Origin of the sequence: Desulfomicrobium apsheronum, assembly GCF_900114115.1 — a bacterium.
In the GTDB taxonomy this organism is placed as follows: Bacteria; Desulfobacterota; Desulfovibrionia; order Desulfovibrionales; family Desulfomicrobiaceae; genus Desulfomicrobium; species Desulfomicrobium apsheronum.
In genome coordinates this window covers 328,752-351,091 of the sequence record NZ_FORX01000002.1, presented here as the reverse complement: position 1 = coordinate 351,091, position 22,340 = coordinate 328,752, and the positions used below count along the sequence as shown (strand labels likewise).

The following is a 22,340-nucleotide window of genomic DNA, read 5'->3' as shown; positions in this document are numbered from 1 at the left end:
CTAATTGTTGGAGGCGATGGCTGCTTCGAGGTTTTCCTTGCCCACTGCGTCCTCGAACTTCTTCCAGACCGGCTTCATGGCTTCGACCCAGGCGGCGCGTTCTTCTTCGGTCAGCGTAATGATCTCGCTGCGCTTGGAATCGATGATCTTCTGCTTGTCGTCCAGATCCTTCTGAGCGGCAGCGGCGTTACCGGCAACGATGGATTCTTTCAGGCACTCTTCAAGCACGGGACGCACATCGGCCGGCAGGCCATCCCAGAATTCCGTGGAACTGATGACGAGATAGTCCAGGATGCCGTGATTGGTCTCGGTGATGTAGGGCTGCACTTCGTAAAATTTCTGGGAATAGATGTTCGACCAGGAATTTTCCTGTCCATCGATGGCCCGGGTCTGCAGCAGGGTGAAGACTTCGGCGAAGGGCTTCTTGAGCGGCATGGCGCCGACGGCTTCAAACTGGGCGGCCAGAACGTCGGAGGTCATGATCCTGAATTTCTTGTTCTTGGCGTCGCCGGGACCATGAATGGGGTCGTTGGCGGAAATCTGCTTCAAACCGTTGTGCAGGTATTCAAGCCCGATGATGCCCTTGTCCTTCATGGATGTTAGCAGCGCCCGGCCTTGGGGGCCCTGCTGAAACGTGTCGATGGCGGCCATGTCCTTGAACAGGAAGGGCAGGTCGTAGATCTGCAGCAATGGAGTGTATTTCTGAAATTTGGACAATGCCGGAGCCAGCAGATGCACGTCACCCAGAAGAAGGGCTTCGAGTTCCTTGCCGTCACCGAAGAGTTGGGAGTTGGGATAGACTTCGACCACAACCTTGTCGCCAAGGCGTTCGGTTACAAGATCGCGAAATTTGTTGGCCATGATCCCCTTGGGAGTATCTTCGGCAACAACGTGGGAGAATTTGATGACGATGGGAGCAGCGATGGCGGACGCAGTACAAAGAAAAACCGCACCCACCGCAAACGCAAGAATGGTCTTCAGTTTCAACATTCCAGATACCCTCCAACAGTTAAATTAGTTTGGACGGGATTACTCTTCGAGACGTTTTACTGCAAGAATTTATGAATAATTCATCCTTTTTTTTCATAAATGAACAAAAAAAAATCGCTTTCCAAACTGTTCGCACAACCAATTTTATTCGTGATAAATTTATCAAAACGCATAATTATTTTGATTACAATTTAATCAAGAACAAAAATCAAAAAATGTTTAAAAAAAAAGCATAATATTACCATTATAGATAAATTTTGAGAACGTAATATTTGCAAAAAAAATAGCAATACATAAAAAAACAACCTTTATTACCCCAGAATTGTGTCCGATTTTTCAGACAAATTCCACTCTCAAAATAAATTTTCCCCTCTCAACTGAATATTGATCACCAAAACACTGCACTTCCCTCGTAAAAATGAAAATAATTCAGACACACTGCGCTTCATGTGCCACCACCGATGCAAGGCGCCCACTTCATCCACTGATCTGTCTTCACTTCAATGGACACACCAACTTCCCCCCAGACCGCGTAACGCTCCAGTTCCCCACGCCTCCCCAAACCAGCTCAAAACAATCTTCCCTCAACCAACCGAGACAAAACAGCCCACCAAAACCTCAAGGTCCGAGGGCGTCATGGTCTTGAGGTGCGTCGGCTGTCTGACTGAGTCCGGCAGATGTGATATTCCAAGGGGGATGGCGGACTGATGAAACAAAGCTGCTCCAGGCAGACGGACACAAAACGGAAACATCCGTCGTGGCGCCTGCCGGGAGCAGCTTTTCGAGGTCGTGAAGGGCGTCTTAGCTGAAAAGGATGATTCTACCAGCCCCAGGTCAGATATTCGTGGATCGAGTCCGCAGCCTTTCTGCCCGCGCCCATGGCCAGAATTACGGTTGCCGCTCCGGTGACGATGTCGCCTCCGGCCCAGACGGCCTTCTTGCCGGTCTTGCCGGTGTCCGGATTGGCAAGGATGTACCCGGATTTGCCCAGGGGCAGGTCGGGGGTCGAGCGTGTCAGCAGCGGATTTGCCCCGGAGCCGATGGCCACGATGGCCAGGTCGCACTCGATGACAAACTCCGAACCGGGTACGGTCACCGGACGCCTGCGCCCCGACGAATCAGGCTCGCCCAGCTCCATGCGCACGCATTCGATGCCCGTCAGGCGCCCTTTTTCATCCCCCAGATAGCGCACCGGATTGGACAGTAACTCAAAATTGAGCCCCTCCTCCTCGGCGTGGTGAATCTCCGCGCTTCGGGCCGGCATCTCTGCCCTTGAGCGGCGATAGACGATGCTGACTTTCTCCGCGCCCAGGCGCATGGCCGTGCGGGCGCTGTCCATGGCCACGTTGCCGGCGCCCAGCACCACTACGTGCCGCCCCTGGGGGATGGGCGTGTCCACTTTCGGGAAAAGGTAGGCCTTCATCAGGTTGGCCCGGGTCAGGTATTCGTTGGCCGAAAGCACCCCGACCAGGTTTTCTCCGGGAATGTTCATGAACCGGGGCAGGCCCGCGCCCACACCCAGATATACGGCGTCAAAGCCCAGTTCGAAAAGTTCGTCCACCGTCTCGGTACGCCCCACGACCACGTCGCATTCGATTTTCACGCCCTGGGCCTGAAGGCATGACACCTCGGAGGCGACGATGTCCTTGGGCAGCCGGAACTCGGGGATGCCGTAGACCAGCACGCCGCCGGGCTTGTGAAAAGCCTCGAAAATGGTGACCTCGTGTCCCTTGAGGATCAGGTCTCCGGCCACGGTCAGGCCCGAGGGGCCGGAGCCGACCACGGCCACCTTCTTGCCTGTGGCCTTTTCACGGGAGGGCAGCTCGCAAACATGATGCGCACGCTCCCAGTCCGCAGCAAAACGCTCCAGATTGCCGATGGCCACGGCCTCACCCTTGCGGCCCAGGATGCAGTTGCCCTCGCACTGGATCTCCTGCGGGCAGACCCGGCCGCAGACTGCCGGGAGGCTGTTGCGCTCCCAGATCTTGCCAATGGCCAGATCGAACTTCCCGTCGGCGATGTGTTTTATGAAAGCGGGAATGTCGACACCCACGGGGCATCCCTGAACGCAGAGCGGGTTCTTGCACTGCAGGCAGCGACTCGCTTCGGCGATGGCCATTTCCGGGGTGTAACCCAGGGGCACTTCCTCAAAATTTTTGGCCCGAACCTTGGGCTCCTGCTCCGGCATGGCCAGACGTGATTTCTTGTTCGTACCCTCCATCTACCGCTCTCCTTCGCATTTGCACTTATGCAGACTGAGCTTCTCCTGTTCCGTGTAGGCCTGCAGACGCAAAATCAGCTCATCGAAATCCACCTTGTGGCCATCGAACTCCGGGCCGTCCACGCAACCGAACTTTGTCTCCCCACCGACGGAAACCCGGCACCCGCCGCACATGCCGGTGCCATCGATCATGATCGGGTTGAGGCTGACCATGGTCGGGACCCCGAATTCCTTGGTCAGAAGCGAGACGAACTTCATCATCGGCACGGGGCCGATGGCCACCACCTGATCGATCCCGCCCTGCTCCAGAAGTTCCCGCAACACTTCGGTCACGAAGCCCTTGCGTCCGTGGCTGCCGTCGTCGGTGCAGACGTGCAGGTCATGGGAGGCCAGCCGCATCTTGTCTTCCAGGATCAATAGATCCTTGTTGCGGGCCCCGATGATGGAAGTCACCTTGCAGCCTGCGTCCTTCATGCCGCGCGCGATGGGGTGCAGCACCGCCACCCCTGTCCCGCCGCCGACGCAGACGACGTTCTTGCCGGCCTCAATGTGCGTCGGCTGCCCCAGGGGCCCGATGACGTTCTGGAAGGCATCCCCGACCTGAAGCCGAGAAAAAAGCTCTGTGCTCTTGCCGACCACCATGTAGATGACCGTGACAGTGCCCTTGACCGGATCGGTCTCGGCCATGGTCAGCGGAATGCGTTCGCCGTCCTCGTTGGCTTTCAAGATAAGGAACTGGCCCGGTCGAGCCTTGGCGGCAATGCGCGGCGCATCTATCTCATTCAGGATGACCGTGCCCCCGGCCATTTCCTCGCGTTTGACTATTTTAAACATACCATTGTCTCCCGTTACATTCGTGATAATGCGGACCGGAACGATGGATGTGTCGCGGTCGCCTCGATCATCGGATGGATCATCCTTCCGGCAGGCAAGCCTTTGCCTGAAAATGCATCAGAGTTGCACCATACCCGGTTGCGCCCGTCATGAGAAGTCCAATTTGACCACGCAGGAAACCAGGATTCACCGGGGTTTGGTTCGATAGACATGACCCAGAATGGTTCAAACCGACACACGACTGAAGATGAGAAAACCCTCCGACTCAAAAGAGAGGGAGGGTTTGGTTTGGCGTCGAAGGCAAGGCGCGCTCATGGGCGCCCCTATGGACCATCGCCGCCGCACGCGGCATCGATGTCACCCGCCCAGATAGGCCTGGATAACGCGATCGTCATTGAGCAGCTCCTCGCCGGACCCCTGCAGGACAATGGCGCCGGTTTCGAGCACATAGGCGTAATGGGCCACCTTGAGGGCCGCGAAAGCGTTCTGTTCGACCAGAACGACGGTCTTGCCCTGTGCGTTGATGATCTTGATGATCTCGAAGACATCCTTGACCAGGAGCGGAGCCAGGCCCAGAGAAGGCTCATCGAGCATGACCACGTCGGGAGCGCTCATCAGCGCCCTGCCCACGGCCAGCATCTGCTGTTCGCCGCCGGACAGGGTCCCGCCCTTCTGGTTCTGGCGCTCACGCATACGCGGGAAGAGGTCGAAGACCCACTCCTTGTCCCGCTCGATCCCGTCCTTGTCGCTGCGGCTGTAGGCCCCCAGATACAGGTTCTCGGTCACCGAGAGGTGCGGGAAAATACGCCGCCCTTCCGGAGACATGACGATCCCGCCCTTGACGATCTCCACCGGATCAAGGGTGGTGATGTCGCGATCGTTGTAGGTGATGGTGCCCTTCTTGTTCTTGATCAGCCCCGAAATGGCCCGAAGCGTACTGCTCTTGCCCGCGCCATTGGCTCCGATGAGGGTCACGATCTGGCCCGTGGGCACATCGAGAGAGATGCCCTTGAGGGCATGAATACCCCCGTAATATACATGCAAGTCACTGATCTTAAGCATATTTCACGTACTCCTCACCCAGATAGGCTTCAATGACCTTGGGATTGGACTGGATGGATTCCGGACCGCCCTCGGCGATGGTCACACCGTAGTCCAGAACCCACATGTGCTCGCACACACCCATGACCACTTTCATGTCGTGCTCAATGAGCAGGATGGTCAGGTCGAAGCGGGTCCGGATGGTGCGGATGAAATCCATGAGTTCCATGGACTCCTGGGGGTTCATGCCCGCCGCAGGCTCGTCGAGCAGCAGGAAACGAGGCCCGGTGGCCAGGGCGCGGGCGATCTCAAGGCGTCGCTGCGCACCATAGGGCAGGCTGTTGGCCTTTTCAGCGGCAATGTCCCCCAACCCGACGACTTCGAGAAGTTCCATGGATTTCTTGCGGATCTCCTTTTCCTCCCGAAGCGATGCCGGAGTCATGAGTACGGATTGGAACCAGCCTGTGCGCTGACGCACGAAGCTGCCGATCATGACGTTTTCCAGGGCAGTCTCGTTGCCGAAAAGACGGATGTTCTGAAAGGTGCGGGCAATGCCCGCCCGGCAGACCTGATGCGGGTTCTTGCCGGTGAGTTCTTTGCCCTCGAAGAAGACCTGGCCCTCGGAGGGACGATAAAAACCCGTGACCATGTTGAAGCAGGTGGTCTTGCCCGCGCCGTTGGGACCGATCAGCCCCGTGATGCTGCCCTGGGGCACGCTCGCGGTGAAGTCGGAGACGGCGACCAGGCCTCCGAAGCGCATGGTCAGATTTTTTGTCTCAAGAATCATGCTCATGCCTTACCTCGCTTCATGAACCTGGCCACGCCGTCCCAGGTGATTTCACGCATGCCCATGATGCCCTCGCGCCTGAAGAGAATGACCAGGATGAGCACCAGGGAAAAGACCACCATGCGCATGCCCGGAATGCCGGCCATGCTCCAGTCGCCAATGGTGATGGGATTTTCCACGAACCTGAGCCATTCAAGCACCACGGTGATGCCCACTCCGGCAATGATGGAACCGGTGATGGAGCCGAGTCCGCCGGTGACAACGATCATGAGCACGTTGAAGGTCAGGGTGAAAAGAAACATCTTGGGATCGATGGTGGTCAGCAGGCTGCCCAGAAGCGCCCCGCCGACACCGGCGAAGAAAGCGCCGAAGATAAAGGACAGGAGCTTGACGCGAAAGACATCGACGCCCATGGCCTTGGCCGCGGTCTCGTCGTCGCGAATGGCCTTGAAGACATTGCCCGTGTTGCTGCCGAGAATCCGGATCACGAAATACAGGGTCAGCAGGCACCAGCCATAGTTCCACCACAGGTTCGCATGATCCGGGATGCCCTTGAAGCCAAGAGCGCCGTTGGTCACGCGGGGGATGTTGTTGGCGATGACACGCACGATCTCCGCGAAGCCGAGAGTGGCGATGCCCAGATAGTCGTCTCCCAAGCGCAGCAGAGGCGTGCCGATGACGAGTCCGAAGAGGGCAGCCACCAGACCACCCGCGATCACGGCCACCAAGAATGGCGCATGGGCATTCTGCACCCAGGGATATGCTTCCTCCAGGATGAAGAGCGTGATCTTCTGGTCGGGGGTCATGATCAGGATGGAGCAGACATAGGCGCCGATGGCCATGAAGCCCGCGTGTCCCAGGCTGAACATGCCGGTAAAGCCGTAGATGAGGTTGAGCGACAGAGCCAGGATGATGTTCACGGCGATGAGATTCAGGATCTGAATCTTGTAGCCGTCGAGATTGCCCTCGGCCCACCACAGAAAAAGGCCCAGACAGGCCACCAGAACGAAGTTGAGAAAAATGGTTGTACTGCGGTTCATCAGACCTTGTCCTCCGTCTTGACGCCCATGATACCGGTCGGTTTGACCAGCAGGATGCCGATCAACAGGATGAAAGCGAATGCATCGCGGTATCCTGCCAGATCCGGAAAAAATGCCACGGTCATGATTTCAATGAAACCCAGAGCCAGACCGCCGATTACGGCGCCCTGGATAGAACCGATGCCGCCGAAAACAGCCGCGATAAAGGCCTTGAAGCCGGGGATCGTGCCCATGATGGGCTGGAGCTGGGGATAGCGCAGGGCCCACATGATGCCGCTGGCTGCGGCCAGGGCCGACCCGATGCCGAATGTCAATGCGATGACCTTGTTCACGGGCACGCCCATGAGATAGCTGGTCTCGATATCTTTGCTGATGGCCCGCATGCCAAGGCCTGACTTGGTGTGGTAGACGATGTAGACTAGGCCCATCATCAGTAAGAACGACAGCACCGGCACGAAAAGGGTCAAAGGCAGGACGCGCACGTCACCCCAGAGCATGGGCGTTTCCAGCCACAGAGGGCGGTACACCTGACGCGGGATGGCCTGAAAAAAGACGATGGCCACGTTCTGCAGGAAAAAGGAGACGCCGATGGCGCTGATCAGAGCCGAAATGCGGGGCGCGTCGCGCAGGGGGCGGTAGGCGATGCGATCGACCAGGATGCCTATCCCCGCGACAAAAATGATGGACGCGACCATGGCCACGGCCCAGGGCATGTGAAAAAGGGTGATGCCCCAGAAAACGAAGTAGGCGCCGAGCATGAAAATTTCGCTGTGCGCGAAGTTGATCAAACGCAAAATGCCGTAGACCATGGTGTAGCCGATGGCGATAAGCGCATAGAGGCTGCCCAGGGTCAGGCTGTTCAGGAAGTGCTGGATGAATGTTGCCAGATTCATGGACGATCCTTGTCTGAATACGGCGGCAGGGGTTTCCCCCTGCCGCTCACGCCAAAAAAGCGCTCATTCAGAGAATTAGAGTTCGGGAGTGATGGCACCGACGTACGTCTTCTTGCCGTCCTTGATCATGACCAGGCCAACGGGCTTTTCAGCGTCGTGGGTCTCGTTGATGGTCGTGGTGCCCGTCACGCCGACAAAGCCCTTGGTCGCGGCCAGGGCGTCGGTGATGGCCTGGGGTTCGGCGGAACCGGCGCGGGTGATGGCGTCCATGATGATCATGTAGGCGTCATAGCCCAGGGCGGCGTTGACGTTGGGATCCTTGTCGGGATTGATCTTGATCCACTCGTCGGTGAACTTGCGGGCCACGGGGTTCATGTCGGGCATGGACGGATCGTAAGGGAAGGTGGTGTGCATGAAACCTTCCACGGCGCTGCCGCCGATGGCGGTGATCTCCGGGTTGTCCATGGCGTCGCCGCCCATGATCCTGAAGGTTCCGCCCAGTTCCTGGACCTGCTTCATGATGATGGCGCCTTCGGAAAAGTAGGAAGGAATGAAGAGCACGTCAGGCTGCTTGCTCATGATTTCCTGCAACTGCGCGGTGAAATCCTGGTCGCCGGACTGGTAGTTCAGGGTTGCGACGACTTCGCCGCCGAGCTTGGAGAAAGACTTCTTGAAGAAGCTGGCCAGACCCACGGAGTAGTCGTTGGCCACGTCGATCAGCAGGGCGGCCTTTTTCAGGCCCAGATCGCGGTAGGCATAGGTGGCTGCGCCGGCGCCCTGGAAGGGATCGATGAAGCACACGCGGAAGATGTACTTCTTGCCCTGGGTGACGAGCGGGTTGGTGCAGCTGGTGCCGACCTGCGGAATACCGGCCTTTTCGGAAACTTCACCACCGGCCATGGCCAGGGAAGAACCGTAGGTGCCGATGATGGCCTGAACTTTTTCCTTTTCGATCAGGCGCTTGACCGCGTTGGCGGACTCGACCTTATCGGACTTGTTGTCAACCACGAACAGCTCGACCTTCTTGCCGAGAATCTCGCCCATTTCCTTGTAGGCCATCTGCACGCCTTCCAATTCCAGCTGGCCGCCAAAGGCATTCTGGCCGGTCAGGGGCAGAAACACGCCAATTTTCACAGTGTCGTCGGCTGCCACAGACATGCCGGCGAAGCCGCAAATCATGGCCAAAACCATGCACAGGACTCCTAGTCGTTTCATCAAAAACTCCTCCAAGGTGAACGTTGAATTCCGATAGATGACGTCACGCGATGCGCCACTCATCACCGGCTGCCGTTTGGCTTCGCGAAAACTCGTCGAAGCCTGCCATGAACCCGGAAACCCAGCGCTTCCGGCTTCCCTTTATCCTCGTCCAGGGTGGAGCCCATGTGGGCTCCGGGGCAGCGATGTTCCCGGATTTACCAGGACACCACCGCGGAAATTTTCTTGGCCAGCTCCACCAGATACCCGGCGAAACGGCTTTCAAACTCCTCCATGGAGAAGCGGTCCGTGGAGGAATCAAAGCTTACCCCGCCGACGACCTTGCCCGTGCGCAGGCTATACAGGGGCGCGCCGATGGCGATGAGTCCGGGCACGAACTCTTCGCGGTTGCGGGTGTAGCCGCGATCGACGGACTGACGCAGATCCGCCAGCAGTTCGGGCGCGGAAGTGATCGTCTTGTCGGTTTTGGGAGTCAGATCCAGACGCGATACAAAGGCTTCAAGCTCTTCATCGCTCATGAAGGCCATGGCCGCCTTGCCGGCGGCCAGATAGTAGGGCTCGGAGCCATAGCTGAACGACCGGAAGGCCTTGGTGTCCTGGGATTCGCGGCGATAGATCAAGTAGATGGAGTCCCCGGACAAAAGACCGACGTCAATATGCACGCCGTGGCGCTCATGGGCGGCATCGACCTGGGTCTTGACGGCACGCTCCAGCTCGCTTTTTTCGAGCATGGCGTGGGCCAGGGCCAGCATGCGCACCCCCAACCTGTAAAGGCCGGTGCGGCCATCGCGCTTCAGGAAGCCGAGGTCGCAAAAGGTGTTCACGTATCTGTATATGGAGGTCTTGTTGATGCCTGTGCGGCGGGAAATCTGGGCGAGAGTGTAACCGACGTCGTCATCGCCGAAAATATCAAGAATCCAGAGGCCTTTGGCCAATGTTTCGGAACTGTTGTCCTTGCCTGCCATGGATGATTCCGGTTGACGATGAAAATTCGCTGAACGATTGGGAATACCGAAATAATGAACAACTCGTTCCGCTGAGAGAACCTATTCGTGAAGCTGCGAAACGGCTATGCGAAAAGACCATCGATTGTCAATATGGTGAAGACCTACTTGAGCGCCATTTCACAAACAAGCGCCATGGGAAATCAAAACCGGCTGGAATGTCACGGAATAATCGAACCTGGCAAAATGGACGCGGCAATCTCTTCAAGGGCAGTTCCTCGAAGCAGAATCGTCAGGATGTTGGGAACATACTTGTCGAGGCATCGCGCGATGTCTTGCGGGCATCAGAGTTCAGGCATCGTCCGCGCCTTGGGCGCGGAAGCCGGTCGTCGAGTCCCTGAAACTGGCCGCTTCAGCCCTGTTCACACGCAGTCTGGCCTCCGCCGTCTTCGCCTCTATGGCGGCCCTGTTGGCCTCCATCAGGCCCAGGCGTGCATCCCGGCCAAAATGCAGCACCCCCTGGAACAGGGTAATCGCTGCGGCGCTGCCCCCCGCAACCACGGCCGAAGTGATCAGCACCCCGATTTCGGTTGCGGGGGAATCTCCCGGCGCGTTCGAAAACAGTTGGGCCAGAATGTCAAACCGGATATGTTGGCAGGTGAACCAGCACACCAGCAGCGCGATGGGAGTCTTGAGCCCGGGAACCCGGGCGGAAAGTCTTCGAAACCAGTGATACTCGAAGACCAGAGCCAGGGCCCGCTCCAGCAGCATGGCCAACACGACCAGCAGAAACAGGGCCCCCAGGACATCCAGCAGGCGATCATAGGCGGCGTCGGGACCCGGGATCATGTTTTTCCCCTCCTGGCCAAAACATGCATCACATCACCACGCCATAGGCTTCGGTAAAAGCGGCCACGGCGTAGGCGTCACGGGCATGGGCGAATCCGGCGTCACCCCACTTCTCTCCCCAGCTGTTGCGCACAATGAAACCGTCACTGTCGTACCCAACCACGGCCACCGCGTGCCCCCCTCTGGCGCTCTCCTTTTTGTAGGATTCAAGCACGCCTGAGCTGGCCGAGGCCCCATACCACGTGTCATCGACGTCGAGCCGCGTGAGAATGGGACCGTTGAAGGCCAGCCATTCACGCCACCGGGCCAGATCCACTCCCAGGGAAAAATAGCCGGAGATCTTGAACCGGGCGGCCAGGGCGTAAAAGGAATTCGGCCTGCCGGAATAGAGACTACCGTGCCGGAACGGCAACACGGACTCAGGCACAACGCCGAATTTCCTGGCGATATCAAGAGCCACCTTGATACTGCTCCCGGCGTTCTCGATGAAGGTCGTGGGATATGACGTGTACATGTCCGTCTCCTTGGATGCCATCCAGACATACCGTGCAGACAGCCTTTCGAACGCTGGCAGCAAGCCCGACTTCACATAGTGCCAGCGCAGCACCGAATTGGCCGTGGCCCATCCCACGCAAGAACCCGTCTCTCCCTGATCATCCACTTCCCACCAGTCTTCACGCAGATCCTTGGCAGTTGGAACCGTGGGTGCCATATCGAGCAGGGCCGCGTCCTCCGCGTCTTCAAAGGTCCAGTCGGACTCGGTATTTCGGGATGGGATGCAATTGAGAATACGCGTCGTGAAATCTATCATCACTACTTCCTCCTCAAGCCTGATTTGAACTTTCAGCATATGAGAAGGAATCAGATCATTAAATACACTGAGAAGTTTATAATGATCTAACGGAAGATAGGTATTTCCAGGGACAATGCTCACCGAAAAATACTGATTTCTCAGGTCAGCGCTGGACCCGCCCCAACCGGCGAACAGCCAAACCTGCCCCCGAGAAAGGCGCGCGAGGAATCGAGCCTCGAAAAAATCCGCCTATCCGCCGTCTCGCGCCGCCATCCGCCTGAACCCGGCGCTGGCTTTACGAACAGGACCCTGCTAGCAATGTGCAGCGCCAAAACGAATCACTTTTTTCAGGAGCATTCATGGAACTTCAATATTGGCACTGGCTTGTATTCGGGATGATCCTGATCATCGCGGAACTGTTCATCCCAAGCTTCACCATTTTCTGGTTCGGGCTGGGCGCACTGGCAGTGGGCGGTCTGATCTGGCTTGTCCCGGCCCTGAGCCTGACCTTACAGCTTTTGCTCTGGACCGTATTCTCAGCGCTTCTGACCGCGTTCTGGTTTCTGGTCATGAAACCGCGCATGGTCGACAAGACCCGCGCCGGCATGTCCCGGGAGGCGCTCCTGGGCGAAACCGGCCAGGTCATCCGCACACCCGAGGGCGACAGACGCGGTGTCGTGCGCTTCTCCAAACCCCTGCTCGGGGACGACGAGTGGTCTTTCATCTGTGACGAACCCGTGCAGCTGGGAGACCGTGTCCAGATCCGCGACGTATCGGGCAACACGCTTGTGGTCGCCCCGAAAACCAACAAACAATCCCTCTAGGAGATCCCCATGTTCAGTCCAGGACTTATCGTCGTCGCATTCCTGCTTCTCTTGGTCATCATCACCATCAGCATGGGGGTGCGCATCGTGCCCCAGGGCTTCAAGTTCGTGATCCAGCGCCTGGGCAAGTACCACAGCACCCTGGCCCCGGGCCTGAACATCATCATTCCTTACATGGACACAGTGGCCTACAAGGTGACCACCAAAGATATCGTCATGGACATCCCCTCCCAGGAGGTCATCACCCGCGACAACGCGGTCATCATCACCAACGCCGTGGCCTACATCAACATCGTGTCCCCGGAAAAGGCCGTGTACGGCGTCGAAGACTACCGCATGGCCATCCAGACCCTGGTCCAGACCTCGCTCAGATCCATCGTCGGCGAGATGGACCTGGACGACGCCCTGTCCTCCCGGGACAGGATCAAGGCCAGACTCAAGGAAACCATCTCCGATGACATCTCGGACTGGGGCATCATGCTCAAGACCGTGGAAATTCAGGATATCAACCCGTCGGACACCATGCAGCATGCCATGGAAGAACAGGCCGCCGCCGAGCGCGCCAGACGCGCCACCGTGACCAGGGCCGAGGGCGACAAATCGGCGGCCATTCTGCAGGCCGACGGCCGCCTGGAAGCATCACGCCGCGACGCCGAAGCCAAGGTCGTGCTGGCCGAAGCCGACCGGGAAGCCATCGCCAAGGTCGCCGAAGCGACAAAGGGCGGCGAACTGCCGCTGGTCTTCCTGCTTGGCCAACGCTACGTGGACGCCATGCGCAAGATGGCCGAGAACAACAACTCCAAGGTCGTCGTCCTCCCTGCCGATCTGCCCGCGGCCGTACGCGGCATCATGGGCACGCTGGGCAAATAGCTGGCGCCCGCCCGTCCTCCACACCACATCAAGGGGCGCGGCCGAATCTTCGGCCGCGCCCCTTGAACATGATACAGTCATGGCGAAATTCGAACGTTTTCAAGAGACAGGTTGTCTCGATTAAAAAACAAGGACATCATTCATGAGATAAAATAATGTCTTTTCGAGGCATTTTCTGAAAAAAAGAGACTCTATTTTGTCTCTTATCAACCCACCACGGAGCCTCACCGCCAAGAGGTGACAACTTTCCCTTCCCGAGCTATGCCAAGTCCGGCCTCAAGCACAAGACCCCATCAACAACCCTCAACCCCGGAGTCTGGATGTTCAGCGCAGTACTGGATTTTGTCGGCACGCTCCGCAGGGGCGACGCCCGGTGATCTGACCGGGTCCGTGGCCCCTGCCCCGTCCTCAATTGATACATCACGAGGAGGAGCATCATGGGCTACACCAACGCCACGGAAGTCTTGCCGAGAACCGTTCTGGAGGCAGTGCAGAAGTATATCGATGGCCAGTGCGTGTACATCCCGCGCCGGGATGACCGCAGGCAGGCCTGGGGGGAGCGCACGCAGACGCGCGCGAACATCAGAGCCAGAAACCGCGAGATCCACGCCCGGCACGACCGGGGCATGGGCGTGCGGGAACTGGCCGAGCAGTTCTACCTCTCGCCCAAGACCATCGCCAAAATACTCCGCGCACCAACCGCCGGAAGGTGAACACAGCGCCATGGGCCAGTCCCGTGGCGCTTTTTCGTTTCACAGCCGTCCCGGGGCGGGACGGACACCTCGAATCCGTGTACTGGCTCACGAAACAAACACGGAGAAACAGACATGACCCTTGACTCGACCACACTCTTTACCCGCGAATATCAGCTCCAGACCATGATGGGGCCGAGCTGCCTGCGCATCCTGGACGAGTTGCTCGCCCGCGTCGATCTACCGCCCGGGGCCCGCGTGCTCGACCTGGGCTGCGGCATGGGGCTGACCTCCATGGCCCTGGCCAAGGGCTACGGCTGCACCGTGACCGCCGCCGACCTGTGGATCCCAGCCGAGGACAACGCCCGGCGCTTCGCCGAGGCGGGTCTGGCGGACCGCGTCACGGCCGTGCACTGCGAGGCCCGCGCCCTGCCCTTCGAGCCGGAGTCCTTCGACGCCGTGGTCAGCATCGACGCCTGGCACTACTTCGCTGCGGACTCGGCCTATCTGAGCGCGCACCTGCTCCCGCTGCTCAGACCCGGCGGATTTCTCGTGGTCGGCATCCCCGGCTTGCGGCGGCCCTTCGAGCGCATCCCGGACGACCTGCGCCCCTACTGGGTGGACGGCATGAACTTCTGCACCCTGTCATGGTGGAGGGAGCTGTGGCTGCAATGCACGGGTCTGACCGTCCGGCACGCCTTCGACATGCGGTGCCACGAGCAGGCCTGGAACGAATGGCTTGAGAGCGACAATGAACACGCCAAGACCGACGTGGTCATGATGGACATGGAGGGCGGCAGGTATTTCGCCACCCACGGGCTTATCGGCGAAAAGTTAGCCTGGTGAGACCGGACATGAACCTGAGCCAACTTGGTTTCGACCCCTGGTTCGCGGCCCGGGCCAACGACGTGGATGGCCTCACCCTGGCCCGCGTCTGCGCCGTTGACCGTGGCTCCTGCCGCGTCCGCCACGCGTCGGACGAGATTCCGGCGGAGCTGAGCGGAAAGCTCTCGTTCCATACCGAACGGGCGGTGGACCTGCCCTGCGTCGGGGACTGGGTGGCGGTGCAGTGTTACGACCACGGCCGGGCGGCCATCATCCACCAAGTTCTGCCGCGCAGGACCTTCCTGCGGCGCAGGGCTGCGGGCGAGGGCGCCGCGGAGCAGATGATCGCGGCCAACGTGGATACTGCCTTCATCATCCAGGCCTGCCATTTCGACTTCAACGCCAACCGCCTGGAACGCTACCTGGTCATGGCCGCCGACGGCGGGGTCAAACCGGTCGTCCTGCTGACCAAGACGGACCTGCCCGGCCCGGAGGAACTGCAGCGCAAGCGCGCCCTCGTGGCCGACGTGACCACAGCCCGGGTCATGGAGGTCAGCAGCGTGACCGGCGCCGGGTACGAGGAACTGCGCGCGGCCATGGAGCCGGGAAAAACCTGCTGCCTGCTCGGCTCCTCCGGCGTGGGCAAGACGACGATCGTCAACCGCCTCCTGGGCCGGGACGCCTTCGTGACCCGGACCGTCAGCGACTCGGGCGAGGGCGTCCATACCACCACCCGCCGCCAGCTAATCCTGCTCGACAGCGGGGCCATGCTGATCGACACGCCCGGCATGCGCGAACTGGGCGTCCTCGGGACCGGAGACGGCATCGACGCGGGATTCGGGGAGATGGCTGCCCTGACCTCTGCCTGCCGGTACGCGGACTGTACGCACCGGCACGAGCCCGGCTGCGCCGTCCGCGCTGCCATTCAGCGCGGAGACTTGCAGGAAGAGCGCTATGCCAATTACCTCAAGCTCAAAAAGGAAGCGGAATACTTTGAGATGTCTTCGCTGGACAAGCGAAAGAAAGACAAGTCCTTTGGAAAACTCGTAAAATCGGTGAAAAAAGGGATGAAGGGCTAAACGGCATTTTTTCAGAACGCCTGGCGATACAGCATGCGCAGCATGTCTTCGGGCAGATTCTGATGCCAAAGGTCCTGGGAGTCGGCCAGGAGCCAGGCCGCAAGCAGCAGAAGCACACATCCAAATCCAATGCTCCAGAACGGCACTTCCCTGCCCCCGGCTCGCAGCGTCACGCATCCTGGCACCGGACATACGGATTGGCAACGCATGCAGCCCACGCATTCCGGACTGCGCACGTCCGCCTTCAGATGCACCGCAATGCCGCCGGGACATGAGGCGCTGCACCGGCCGCACTGGACACAGGCGTCCTTGTCGCGGCGGATGCGCACGGGACCGATCCAGCTCAGCAGGCCGAGCAGTGCGCCATAGGGGCAGAGATAGCGGCACCATGCGCTGCGCAGAAATACTCCAAGCGCGGCCAGTCCGGCCAGGATCATGAGGGTCAGCGCCGACGGCTCCAGAAAAAAGCCCAGCATGCGCGCATCGACCACAAAGTTGTACGGGCTCGACGCGAACTGCTCCACGGCCCGCAAATCCATGCCCACGAAAACCGTGTACAGAAAGAAAGCCAACAGCACATATTTGGGCGCGGACAGCAGGATGTCGATCCCTCGGCCGGGCACCCTGGACAATTTCAGCGCCCTGCCCAGACGGTTGAGCAGGCCGGACACAAGTCCCACCGGGCAGATGTAGCCACAAAAGCCCTTGCGCAGGAGCAGTGCCATGCCCAGGGCCGCAAGAAAAATGGCCAGTCCCGCCGGATGGACCACGTCCCACAACCCGCTTTCGATCAAACGGCGCAGCCCCATCAGCGCCGCGATGGGCAAGAAGGCTTCGACAGACGGCGGCCTGGGCACCTGAATTTCACTCTGCCCTGTCATCCACAGCACGAAGCCATGAAATCTCCAGCCTGAGTAGAGACAAAAAATCAGAAATGCCGATTGGATCAGGCGTTGGAACAACGCGGGTGACGGCAGGGAGAAACGCACGGGATACCTCGTAAAAATCATGAAATGTTGCGACCCGGTCCTGAATCCCGAAAAGGCCGCATGGTCAAGTGCATTGCACTTGGACAATTGTGCAGAAACGGCTGTGCAAAAAATTGCCGAATAGTTCTGGAAGTCATGGAATAGATTGATCAACGGCGGGCTTTAGCAAAATGAATGCCTCATTCAAAACAACGCCTCCCCACGACACGGCCACGTGATGTCATCACGGGAACACTCATAAAAACGACAAAGGCCGGAATCTCTTCCAGCCTCTGTCTCTTCCAGGCCCCGCGCCGAGCAGGGGGCTTGTTTCATTCTTTTCCCGGCAGCTTCAAATGATCAAGGACCTTCTGGTGCGCCAGTTTGGACTTCTCCGTCTCCAGGGCCGGTATCTCGTCGCGATCCACGTAGCGGATGGCCGCGCACGGGCACATCTCGACGCAGGCCGGGCCCATGCCGACCTGACGGCGCTGGGCGCACATGTCGCACTTGGCGACCATGACCCCGCGATCGGTCTCGAACATGGCGCTGTGCGGACAGGCCAGGATACAGTTCTTGGTCTGACAGCCCCGGCAAAGCATGGATTGCAGGATGATCGCGCCGTCCTTGTCCCGCTTCAGCGCCCCGCGCGGACAGGCATTGGCGCACTTGGGGTTTTCGCAATGCTGGCAGTAAAGCGGCACCATGACCCCGTCGATGGTGCGGGTCATGTGAATGCGCGAGGTGTCGTTGGTGAAGCGGCATACATATTCGCAGGTTTCGCAGCCGATGCACAGGCTGTAGTCGATATAAAGTGTCTTCTGCCCGCTCATGTCAGCTCCTGAATCCCGCTTCGTTGGTCACGAGGTCGTTGTAGTCGTAGGCGTCGAGCCTGTCCTGGGCCTTGAGGTCCAGCCAGTTGGCCAGGGAGCGGGCCGCGCGCAGTCCGCTGTAAACCGCCTTGCCGATCTTGCTCGGACCGCTCAGGGCGTCGCCGGCCACGAACACGTTCTCGATGGCGGTCATGTGCAGCCAGCGCACCTCGCCCTTGCGCACGTTTTCAAGGCCCAGCTCCTTGGCAAAAGGCGGCGTGGCCGTCTCGCCGATGGCGGCGACCACCAGATCCACGGGCAGGACCGAGACCTCCGCCTCGCCCGCTCCGGGCCGGGAAATTTCCAAGCCCTCGACCTTGCCACCGCCCAGGACCCGAAGCGGCGTGGTGCGGTCCAGCCACTCCACGCCCATCTTGCGCAGCTGCTCAATCTCGAAAGCTCCGCACGGCGCTTCACGACTCGTGCGCCGGTAGATGTGGTACACCTTGGCCGCGCCAAGATGAACCGCACTGTGCGCCACATCAACGGCCGAATGCCCGGCACCGATGACGGCCACGGTCTTGCCCGCCACGTCCGGCAGCTTCACATTGGGCGCACTGTATTTGACGGCGCGGATGGGAAACAGAAATTCAAGGCCCGAAAAGACTCCGGGCAAGGTCTCGCCGGGGATGCCCAGTTTGCGCGAGCGCCAGGAGCCGGTGCAGATCATGATGGCGTCGTGCTTTTTGACCATGTCCCCGAAACCCAGGATCTCGCGGCAGAAATGATCCCCCTCCTCGTCATGCAGAGGTCCGCTGCAGCAGATCTTGGTGTGGGTATGGAAGATGACGCCGGCCTTTCTCTCAAGGTTGCGCGCTCCGAGATCAATGCGCTCCTTGGGGATGCGGTGGCCGGGGATGCCGAAAAGCATGAGCCCGCCGGGCTTTGGCAGTTTGTCGTAAACCTCGACCTGGTAGCCCAGGCAGGACAGGTAGCCCGTGGCGGCCAGACCGGAGGGGCCCGCGCCGATGATTCCGACGCTGCGACCAACGGGCGCGGCCGGTTCGGAACACAGAAAATTGAAATTCATCGGGTCCATGGGCACTCCATTATCGTTTATGACCGTATCCGCATCGTCTCCTCCGGCGTGACGCCTTTGTCAAGATAGAGCAATCGTTCACAAAGGCGGCGGTCGTCACGCCCGGTAAAAGTCTCGTTTTTTTGATCTGAATCAAAGCTCGCACGCCCGCTTCCCTTTAAACCCCTTCTCAACGGAAACGACAACAACACCCAACAATGGAGGCTACCCCTCATGTTTTGCAACCAGTGTGAACAGACCGCCAAAGGAACCGGATGCACCAAGGTCGGCGTTTGCGGCAAGCAGCCCGAAGTCGCGGCCTTGCAGGATCTTCTCATTTTCGCTCTTCAGGGACTCTCCCAGATTACCGAACAGGCCAGGGCCAAGGGCGTATCCGATGCGGCCGTGAACCGCTTCATCAACGAAGGCGTCTTCTCGACCCTGACCAACGTGGACTTCGATCCGGCCCGTTTCCAGGTCCTCATAAATGAAGCCGTCGCCCACCGTGAAGCCATCAAGGCCAGGACCGGCGTGACCGTGGACAGCCCCGCCGCCACCTTCACCCCGGCCGCGACCCTGGAAGGCCTGGTCGCGCAGGGTGAACAGCATGGCATCTCCGAAGCACTGGAAGCACACGAAGACCTGCGCTCCCTCAAGCAGATCCTCATCTACGGCCTCAAGGGCGTGGCCGCCTACGCGGATCATGCCGCCATTCTCGGACAGGAAGACGAGAGCGTGTACGAATTCGTGCAGCGCGCCCTGGTCAAGAGCCTGGAAAGCCTGGGCGTGGACGAGCTGGTCGGACTGTGCCTGGAATGCGGCCAGATCAACCTGAAGGCCATGGAACTTCTCGACGCCGCCAACACCGGCTCCTACGGCCACCCGGTCCCGACCGAAGTCCCGCTTGGAGCAAGGCAAGGCAAGGCCATTCTGGTCTCCGGCCACGACCTGAAGGATCTCGGCATGCTGCTGGAACAGACCGCAGGCAAGGGCATCAACATCTACACCCACGGCGAAATGCTGCCCTGCCACGGATACCCGGAGCTCAAAAAGCACCCGCATTTCCACGGTCACTACGGCACGGCCTGGCAGAACCAGCAGAAGGAGTTCTCCGAATTCCCCGGCTCGATCCTGATGACCACCAACTGCATCCAGAAGCCGGTCGAGTCCTACAAGGGCAACATCTTCACCACCGGCCTGGTGGGCTGGCCCGGCGTGACCCACGTCGGCAAGGATTTCTCCAAGGTCATCGAGAAGGCTCTTGAAATGCCCGGCTTCACGGCCGACGAGGACAAGGGCAGCGTGCTGACCGGCTTTGCACGCAATGCGGTCCTCGGCGTTGCCGACAAGGTCATCGCGGCGGTCAAGAGCGGCGACATCCGCCACTTCTTCCTGGTCGCCGGTTGCGACGGCGCCAAGCCCGGCCGCAACTACTACACGGAGTTCGTGGAAAAGGTCCCCACCGACTGCATCGTGCTGACCCTGGCCTGCGGCAAGTTCCGCTTCTTCGACAAAAAGCTCGGTGACATCGGCGGCATTCCGCGCCTCTTGGACATCGGCCAGTGCAACGACGCCTACTCGGCCATCCAGATAGCCTCCGCTCTGGCGAACGCCTTCGGCTGCGGCGTGAACGACCTGCCTCTGTCCATGGTTCTGTCCTGGTACGAACAGAAGGCCGTGGCCATCCTGCTGACCCTTCTGTCCCTCGGCATCAAGGGCATCCGCCTCGGGCCCACGCTTCCGGCCTTCATCACCCCGACGGTCCTTGGCGTGCTGGTCGACAACTTCGACATCAAGCCGCTGACCACTCCGGACGAAGACCTGAAAGCCATCCTCGGCTAAACCCCTTCCTCACAGGCAAGGCCCCGCATCGCGCGAGGCCTTGCCTTTTTTTGTCCGCATCCCCTCTTTACCCGTCATTTTTTTCCGCCACCCGGTTGACACCTTGCCCCGAACATGGCCACTGAATTGAAAAAATCTCGGACAAGCTCAACCATCAGGATTTCAGCATGGAAGAAAGCGGTACACTCATGGATCGACTGGTCCAGTTTTTGACTCAACCCCACCGGCATACCCGAAGCGAAAATTCCGCCATCACCTGGTTTCTGGTTCGCCTCGGCAGAACCATCGCCCTTGCGGTGCTCAACTTCAACCGCCGCCAGGGCTCCTCGCATGCCTCGGCGCTGACCTTCTACACCCTCCTCTCCCTGGTTCCCCTGGCGGCCATGGCTTTCGGCGTGGCCAAGGGCTTCGGGTTCGAGCAATTGCTTGAAAAAGAACTGCTCAAGCAATTCGCGGCCCAGCAGGAAGTGATCCAGCAGGTCATCGAATTCGCCCGCAACATGCTCGACAACACCAAGGGAGGGCTCATCGCCGGAATCGGCGTCATCGTGCTCTTCTGGTCCGTGATCAAGGTCCTGGGCAAGATCGAGGACAACTTCAACCAGATCTGGTCCGTGTCCTCACGCTCCATCGTGCGCAAGTTCACCGACTACCTCTCCATCATGATCATCGCGCCGGTGCTGCTCATCATGTCGGGCAGCGTCACCGTCTTCATCGTCTCACAGGTGTCCGCCCTCTCTTCTCAGGTCGGTCTTGAAGAAGTCGCGACCCCGGCCATCTCCCTGGGCCTCAGTCTGGCACCCTACATCCTGCTCTGGCTGCTGTTCTGCGTGGTCTACATGATCATGCCCAACACCCGCGTCCATCTCGGCAGCGCCTTCCTGGCCGCCATTCTGGCTGGATCGGCATACCAGTTCCTGCAGGTCGGCTACGTGAAGTTCCAGATCTACGTGACCAGCTACAACGCCATTTACGGCAGCTTTGCAGCCCTGCCTCTCTTTTTGATCTGGTTGCAGCTGAGCTGGAGCATCGTCCTCTTCGGAGCCGAGATCGCCCATGCCTTTCCTCAATCGAAAGTGGCCGATCCCAAATCGGGTCTGCATCCCAGGAGCGCATTCCAGACCAGGCTCCTGGCGCTTGGAATCTGCCACGCCGTGGTGCAACGCTTTCACCGTGATGAGCCCGCCATGACCGAAGATGAGATCGCCCAGAGACTCGCCATCTCCCCGCGTGAAACACGGGAAATGGTCGACATGCTGATCCGGGCGCGCCTCTTGAGCCGCGTTCAGGATGAAGATCAAGGCACCGCCCTGCTCCTGCCAGCCCGCGACAGTGCCCACATCAGCGTGCAAAATGTCGTCACCGCCATCGATTCCATCGGTGAAAATCCGCGCTTCACCGAACAGCACCCGAACCTGGCCAACCTTTCCGCCTGCCTGGACGCGTTCCAGTCCCGAAAGGATCTCAGCATGGCCGATACACTGCTACGCGACATAGAGCCTGCAAAGTACGCGAAGAACTCGTCCTCCGATCCTTCGTAAAATAACCAATTTTGCATAAAGAAGGTCGATATCCGGACATCTTTACAAATACTTATTACATTAATGTAAATAAATCTCTTCCGATGTTTCGCAGGAAAAATCCACGCTGAAGAATTCCTGCTCTCTTGCTGTCTTAAAAAACAAATTAACCTAATGAGTTATTGAATTTTTATATCTCAGGAATACCGATTGTCCACAATCG

General features: G+C 59.2%; 21 protein-coding genes. 7 read left to right on the top strand and 14 right to left on the bottom strand.

Features of this window, described 5'->3' with window-relative positions; all coding sequences use genetic code 11:
• The 11 genes from BMZ40_RS03730 to BMZ40_RS03680 all read right to left on the bottom strand — a co-directional run bounded on the left by BMZ40_RS03730 (position 1) and on the right by BMZ40_RS03680 (position 11,625).
• A complete protein-coding gene (locus BMZ40_RS03730; RefSeq protein WP_092372779.1) occupies positions 1-990 on the bottom strand; it encodes a TRAP transporter substrate-binding protein in 990 nt (329 codons plus the stop codon).
• Positions 991-1,810: 820 nt separating this feature from the next.
• Positions 1,811-3,211 (bottom strand): NADPH-dependent glutamate synthase, encoded by a 1,401-nt coding sequence (gene gltA, locus BMZ40_RS03725; RefSeq protein WP_092372778.1) that lies wholly within the window; start codon positions 3,209-3,211, stop codon positions 1,811-1,813.
• Positions 3,212-4,045, bottom strand: coding sequence for a sulfide/dihydroorotate dehydrogenase-like FAD/NAD-binding protein (locus BMZ40_RS03720; protein ID WP_092372777.1), 834 nt, complete (start codon positions 4,043-4,045; stop codon positions 3,212-3,214). It abuts the gene before it with no gap.
• Positions 4,046-4,402: 357 nt separating this feature from the next.
• Positions 4,403-5,107 carry an ABC transporter ATP-binding protein gene (locus BMZ40_RS03715; protein WP_092372776.1) on the bottom strand — a complete coding sequence of 235 codons (705 nt, stop codon included), beginning with the start codon at positions 5,105-5,107 and terminating at the stop codon, positions 4,403-4,405.
• The gene (locus BMZ40_RS03710; protein ID WP_092372775.1) at positions 5,100-5,879 is read right to left on the bottom strand and encodes an ABC transporter ATP-binding protein; all 780 of its coding nucleotides are present in this window, start codon (positions 5,877-5,879) and stop codon (positions 5,100-5,102) included. The genes BMZ40_RS03715 and BMZ40_RS03710 overlap by 8 nt, the downstream gene beginning before the upstream one ends.
• Positions 5,876-6,913, bottom strand: a complete 1,038-nt coding sequence (locus tag BMZ40_RS03705; protein WP_092372774.1) for a branched-chain amino acid ABC transporter permease — start codon at positions 6,911-6,913, stop codon at positions 5,876-5,878. Before BMZ40_RS03705 ends, BMZ40_RS03710 begins: the two co-directional genes overlap by 4 nt.
• Positions 6,913-7,806, bottom strand: coding sequence for a branched-chain amino acid ABC transporter permease (locus BMZ40_RS03700; RefSeq protein ID WP_092372773.1), 894 nt, complete (start codon positions 7,804-7,806; stop codon positions 6,913-6,915). The genes BMZ40_RS03705 and BMZ40_RS03700 overlap by 1 nt, the downstream gene beginning before the upstream one ends.
• A gap of 75 nt (positions 7,807-7,881) precedes the next feature.
• Positions 7,882-9,021: an ABC transporter substrate-binding protein gene (locus BMZ40_RS03695; RefSeq protein WP_092372772.1), complete on the bottom strand. Its 1,140-nt coding sequence runs from the start codon at positions 9,019-9,021 to the stop codon at positions 7,882-7,884.
• 197 nt (positions 9,022-9,218) lie between these two features.
• A complete protein-coding gene (locus BMZ40_RS03690) occupies positions 9,219-9,986 on the bottom strand; it encodes an IclR family transcriptional regulator (RefSeq protein ID WP_092372771.1) in 768 nt (255 codons plus the stop codon).
• 330 nt (positions 9,987-10,316) lie between these two features.
• Positions 10,317-10,814 carry a hypothetical protein gene (locus BMZ40_RS03685; RefSeq protein WP_092372770.1) on the bottom strand — a complete coding sequence of 166 codons (498 nt, stop codon included), beginning with the start codon at positions 10,812-10,814 and terminating at the stop codon, positions 10,317-10,319.
• A 28-nt stretch (positions 10,815-10,842) separates the two neighbouring features.
• Positions 10,843-11,625 (bottom strand): C1 family peptidase, encoded by a 783-nt coding sequence (locus BMZ40_RS03680; RefSeq protein WP_092372769.1) that lies wholly within the window; start codon positions 11,623-11,625, stop codon positions 10,843-10,845.
• Positions 11,626-11,966: 341 nt separating this feature from the next.
• Here BMZ40_RS03680 and BMZ40_RS03675 point away from each other — a divergent pair, with 341 nt between their 5' ends.
• The 5 genes from BMZ40_RS03675 to rsgA all read left to right on the top strand — a co-directional run bounded on the left by BMZ40_RS03675 (position 11,967) and on the right by rsgA (position 15,897).
• Positions 11,967-12,431: an NfeD family protein gene (locus BMZ40_RS03675; protein ID WP_092372768.1), complete on the top strand. Its 465-nt coding sequence runs from the start codon at positions 11,967-11,969 to the stop codon at positions 12,429-12,431.
• Positions 12,432-12,440: 9 nt separating this feature from the next.
• Positions 12,441-13,301: an SPFH domain-containing protein gene (locus tag BMZ40_RS03670; RefSeq protein ID WP_092188299.1), complete on the top strand. Its 861-nt coding sequence runs from the start codon at positions 12,441-12,443 to the stop codon at positions 13,299-13,301.
• A 437-nt stretch (positions 13,302-13,738) separates the two neighbouring features.
• Positions 13,739-14,014 carry a CD3324 family protein gene (locus BMZ40_RS03665; RefSeq protein WP_092372767.1) on the top strand — a complete coding sequence of 92 codons (276 nt, stop codon included), beginning with the start codon at positions 13,739-13,741 and terminating at the stop codon, positions 14,012-14,014.
• Positions 14,015-14,128: 114 nt separating this feature from the next.
• On the top strand, positions 14,129-14,839 hold the full coding sequence (locus BMZ40_RS03660; protein ID WP_092372766.1) for an SAM-dependent methyltransferase: 711 nt from the start codon (positions 14,129-14,131) through the stop codon (positions 14,837-14,839).
• An 8-nt stretch (positions 14,840-14,847) separates the two neighbouring features.
• Positions 14,848-15,897, top strand: a complete 1,050-nt coding sequence (gene rsgA, locus BMZ40_RS03655; protein WP_092372765.1) for a ribosome small subunit-dependent GTPase A — start codon at positions 14,848-14,850, stop codon at positions 15,895-15,897.
• A gap of 11 nt (positions 15,898-15,908) precedes the next feature.
• Here the strand turns inward: rsgA and BMZ40_RS03650 are convergent, their stop codons facing one another.
• From BMZ40_RS03650 to BMZ40_RS03640, 3 genes are all read right to left on the bottom strand, one after another.
• Complete coding sequence (locus BMZ40_RS03650) at positions 15,909-16,778, bottom strand: 4Fe-4S binding protein (RefSeq protein WP_245751025.1); 870 nt, start codon at positions 16,776-16,778, stop codon at positions 15,909-15,911.
• 419 nt (positions 16,779-17,197) lie between these two features.
• A complete protein-coding gene (locus BMZ40_RS03645) occupies positions 17,198-17,698 on the bottom strand; it encodes a 4Fe-4S dicluster domain-containing protein (protein WP_015772822.1) in 501 nt (166 codons plus the stop codon).
• Position 17,699: 1 nt separating this feature from the next.
• A complete protein-coding gene (locus BMZ40_RS03640; protein ID WP_092372763.1) occupies positions 17,700-18,776 on the bottom strand; it encodes an FAD-dependent oxidoreductase in 1,077 nt (358 codons plus the stop codon).
• A 213-nt stretch (positions 18,777-18,989) separates the two neighbouring features.
• Here BMZ40_RS03640 and hcp point away from each other — a divergent pair, with 213 nt between their 5' ends.
• Together hcp and BMZ40_RS03630 are read left to right on the top strand one after the other, a co-directional pair.
• A complete protein-coding gene (gene hcp / locus BMZ40_RS03635; RefSeq protein WP_092372762.1) occupies positions 18,990-20,597 on the top strand; it encodes a hydroxylamine reductase in 1,608 nt (535 codons plus the stop codon).
• A gap of 167 nt (positions 20,598-20,764) precedes the next feature.
• The gene (locus BMZ40_RS03630) at positions 20,765-22,138 is read left to right on the top strand and encodes a YihY/virulence factor BrkB family protein (RefSeq protein WP_092372761.1); all 1,374 of its coding nucleotides are present in this window, start codon (positions 20,765-20,767) and stop codon (positions 22,136-22,138) included.
• The last annotated feature ends 202 nt before the right edge of the window (positions 22,139-22,340 follow it).

Excerpts from the sequence above, each read along its gene's own strand:
- BMZ40_RS03710 (WP_092372775.1), bottom strand. The coding sequence starts at position 5,879 with ATGAGCATGATTCTTGAGACAAAAAATCTGACCATGCGCTTCGGAGGC.
- BMZ40_RS03660 (WP_092372766.1), top strand. The coding sequence starts at position 14,129 with ATGACCCTTGACTCGACCACACTCTTTACCCGCGAATATCAGCTCCAG.
- hcp (WP_092372762.1), top strand. The coding sequence starts at position 18,990 with ATGTTTTGCAACCAGTGTGAACAGACCGCCAAAGGAACCGGATGCACC.
- BMZ40_RS03630 (WP_092372761.1), top strand. The coding sequence starts at position 20,765 with ATGGAAGAAAGCGGTACACTCATGGATCGACTGGTCCAGTTTTTGACT.
- BMZ40_RS03720 (WP_092372777.1), bottom strand. The coding sequence starts at position 4,045 with ATGTTTAAAATAGTCAAACGCGAGGAAATGGCCGGGGGCACGGTCATC.
- BMZ40_RS03730 (WP_092372779.1), bottom strand. The coding sequence starts at position 990 with ATGTTGAAACTGAAGACCATTCTTGCGTTTGCGGTGGGTGCGGTTTTT.
- BMZ40_RS03715 (WP_092372776.1), bottom strand. The coding sequence starts at position 5,107 with ATGCTTAAGATCAGTGACTTGCATGTATATTACGGGGGTATTCATGCC.
- BMZ40_RS03670 (WP_092188299.1), top strand. The coding sequence starts at position 12,441 with ATGTTCAGTCCAGGACTTATCGTCGTCGCATTCCTGCTTCTCTTGGTC.
- BMZ40_RS03665 (WP_092372767.1), top strand. The coding sequence starts at position 13,739 with ATGGGCTACACCAACGCCACGGAAGTCTTGCCGAGAACCGTTCTGGAG.
- BMZ40_RS03690 (WP_092372771.1), bottom strand. The coding sequence starts at position 9,986 with ATGGCAGGCAAGGACAACAGTTCCGAAACATTGGCCAAAGGCCTCTGG.
- BMZ40_RS03680 (WP_092372769.1), bottom strand. The coding sequence starts at position 11,625 with ATGATAGATTTCACGACGCGTATTCTCAATTGCATCCCATCCCGAAAT.
- BMZ40_RS03705 (WP_092372774.1), bottom strand. The coding sequence starts at position 6,913 with ATGAACCGCAGTACAACCATTTTTCTCAACTTCGTTCTGGTGGCCTGT.
- BMZ40_RS03675 (WP_092372768.1), top strand. The coding sequence starts at position 11,967 with ATGGAACTTCAATATTGGCACTGGCTTGTATTCGGGATGATCCTGATC.
- gltA (WP_092372778.1), bottom strand. The coding sequence starts at position 3,211 with ATGGAGGGTACGAACAAGAAATCACGTCTGGCCATGCCGGAGCAGGAG.
- rsgA (WP_092372765.1), top strand. The coding sequence starts at position 14,848 with ATGAACCTGAGCCAACTTGGTTTCGACCCCTGGTTCGCGGCCCGGGCC.
- BMZ40_RS03640 (WP_092372763.1), bottom strand. The coding sequence starts at position 18,776 with ATGGACCCGATGAATTTCAATTTTCTGTGTTCCGAACCGGCCGCGCCC.
- BMZ40_RS03645 (WP_015772822.1), bottom strand. The coding sequence starts at position 17,698 with ATGAGCGGGCAGAAGACACTTTATATCGACTACAGCCTGTGCATCGGC.
- BMZ40_RS03650 (WP_245751025.1), bottom strand. The coding sequence starts at position 16,778 with ATGACAGGGCAGAGTGAAATTCAGGTGCCCAGGCCGCCGTCTGTCGAA.
- BMZ40_RS03695 (WP_092372772.1), bottom strand. The coding sequence starts at position 9,021 with ATGAAACGACTAGGAGTCCTGTGCATGGTTTTGGCCATGATTTGCGGC.
- BMZ40_RS03685 (WP_092372770.1), bottom strand. The coding sequence starts at position 10,814 with ATGATCCCGGGTCCCGACGCCGCCTATGATCGCCTGCTGGATGTCCTG.
- BMZ40_RS03700 (WP_092372773.1), bottom strand. The coding sequence starts at position 7,806 with ATGAATCTGGCAACATTCATCCAGCACTTCCTGAACAGCCTGACCCTG.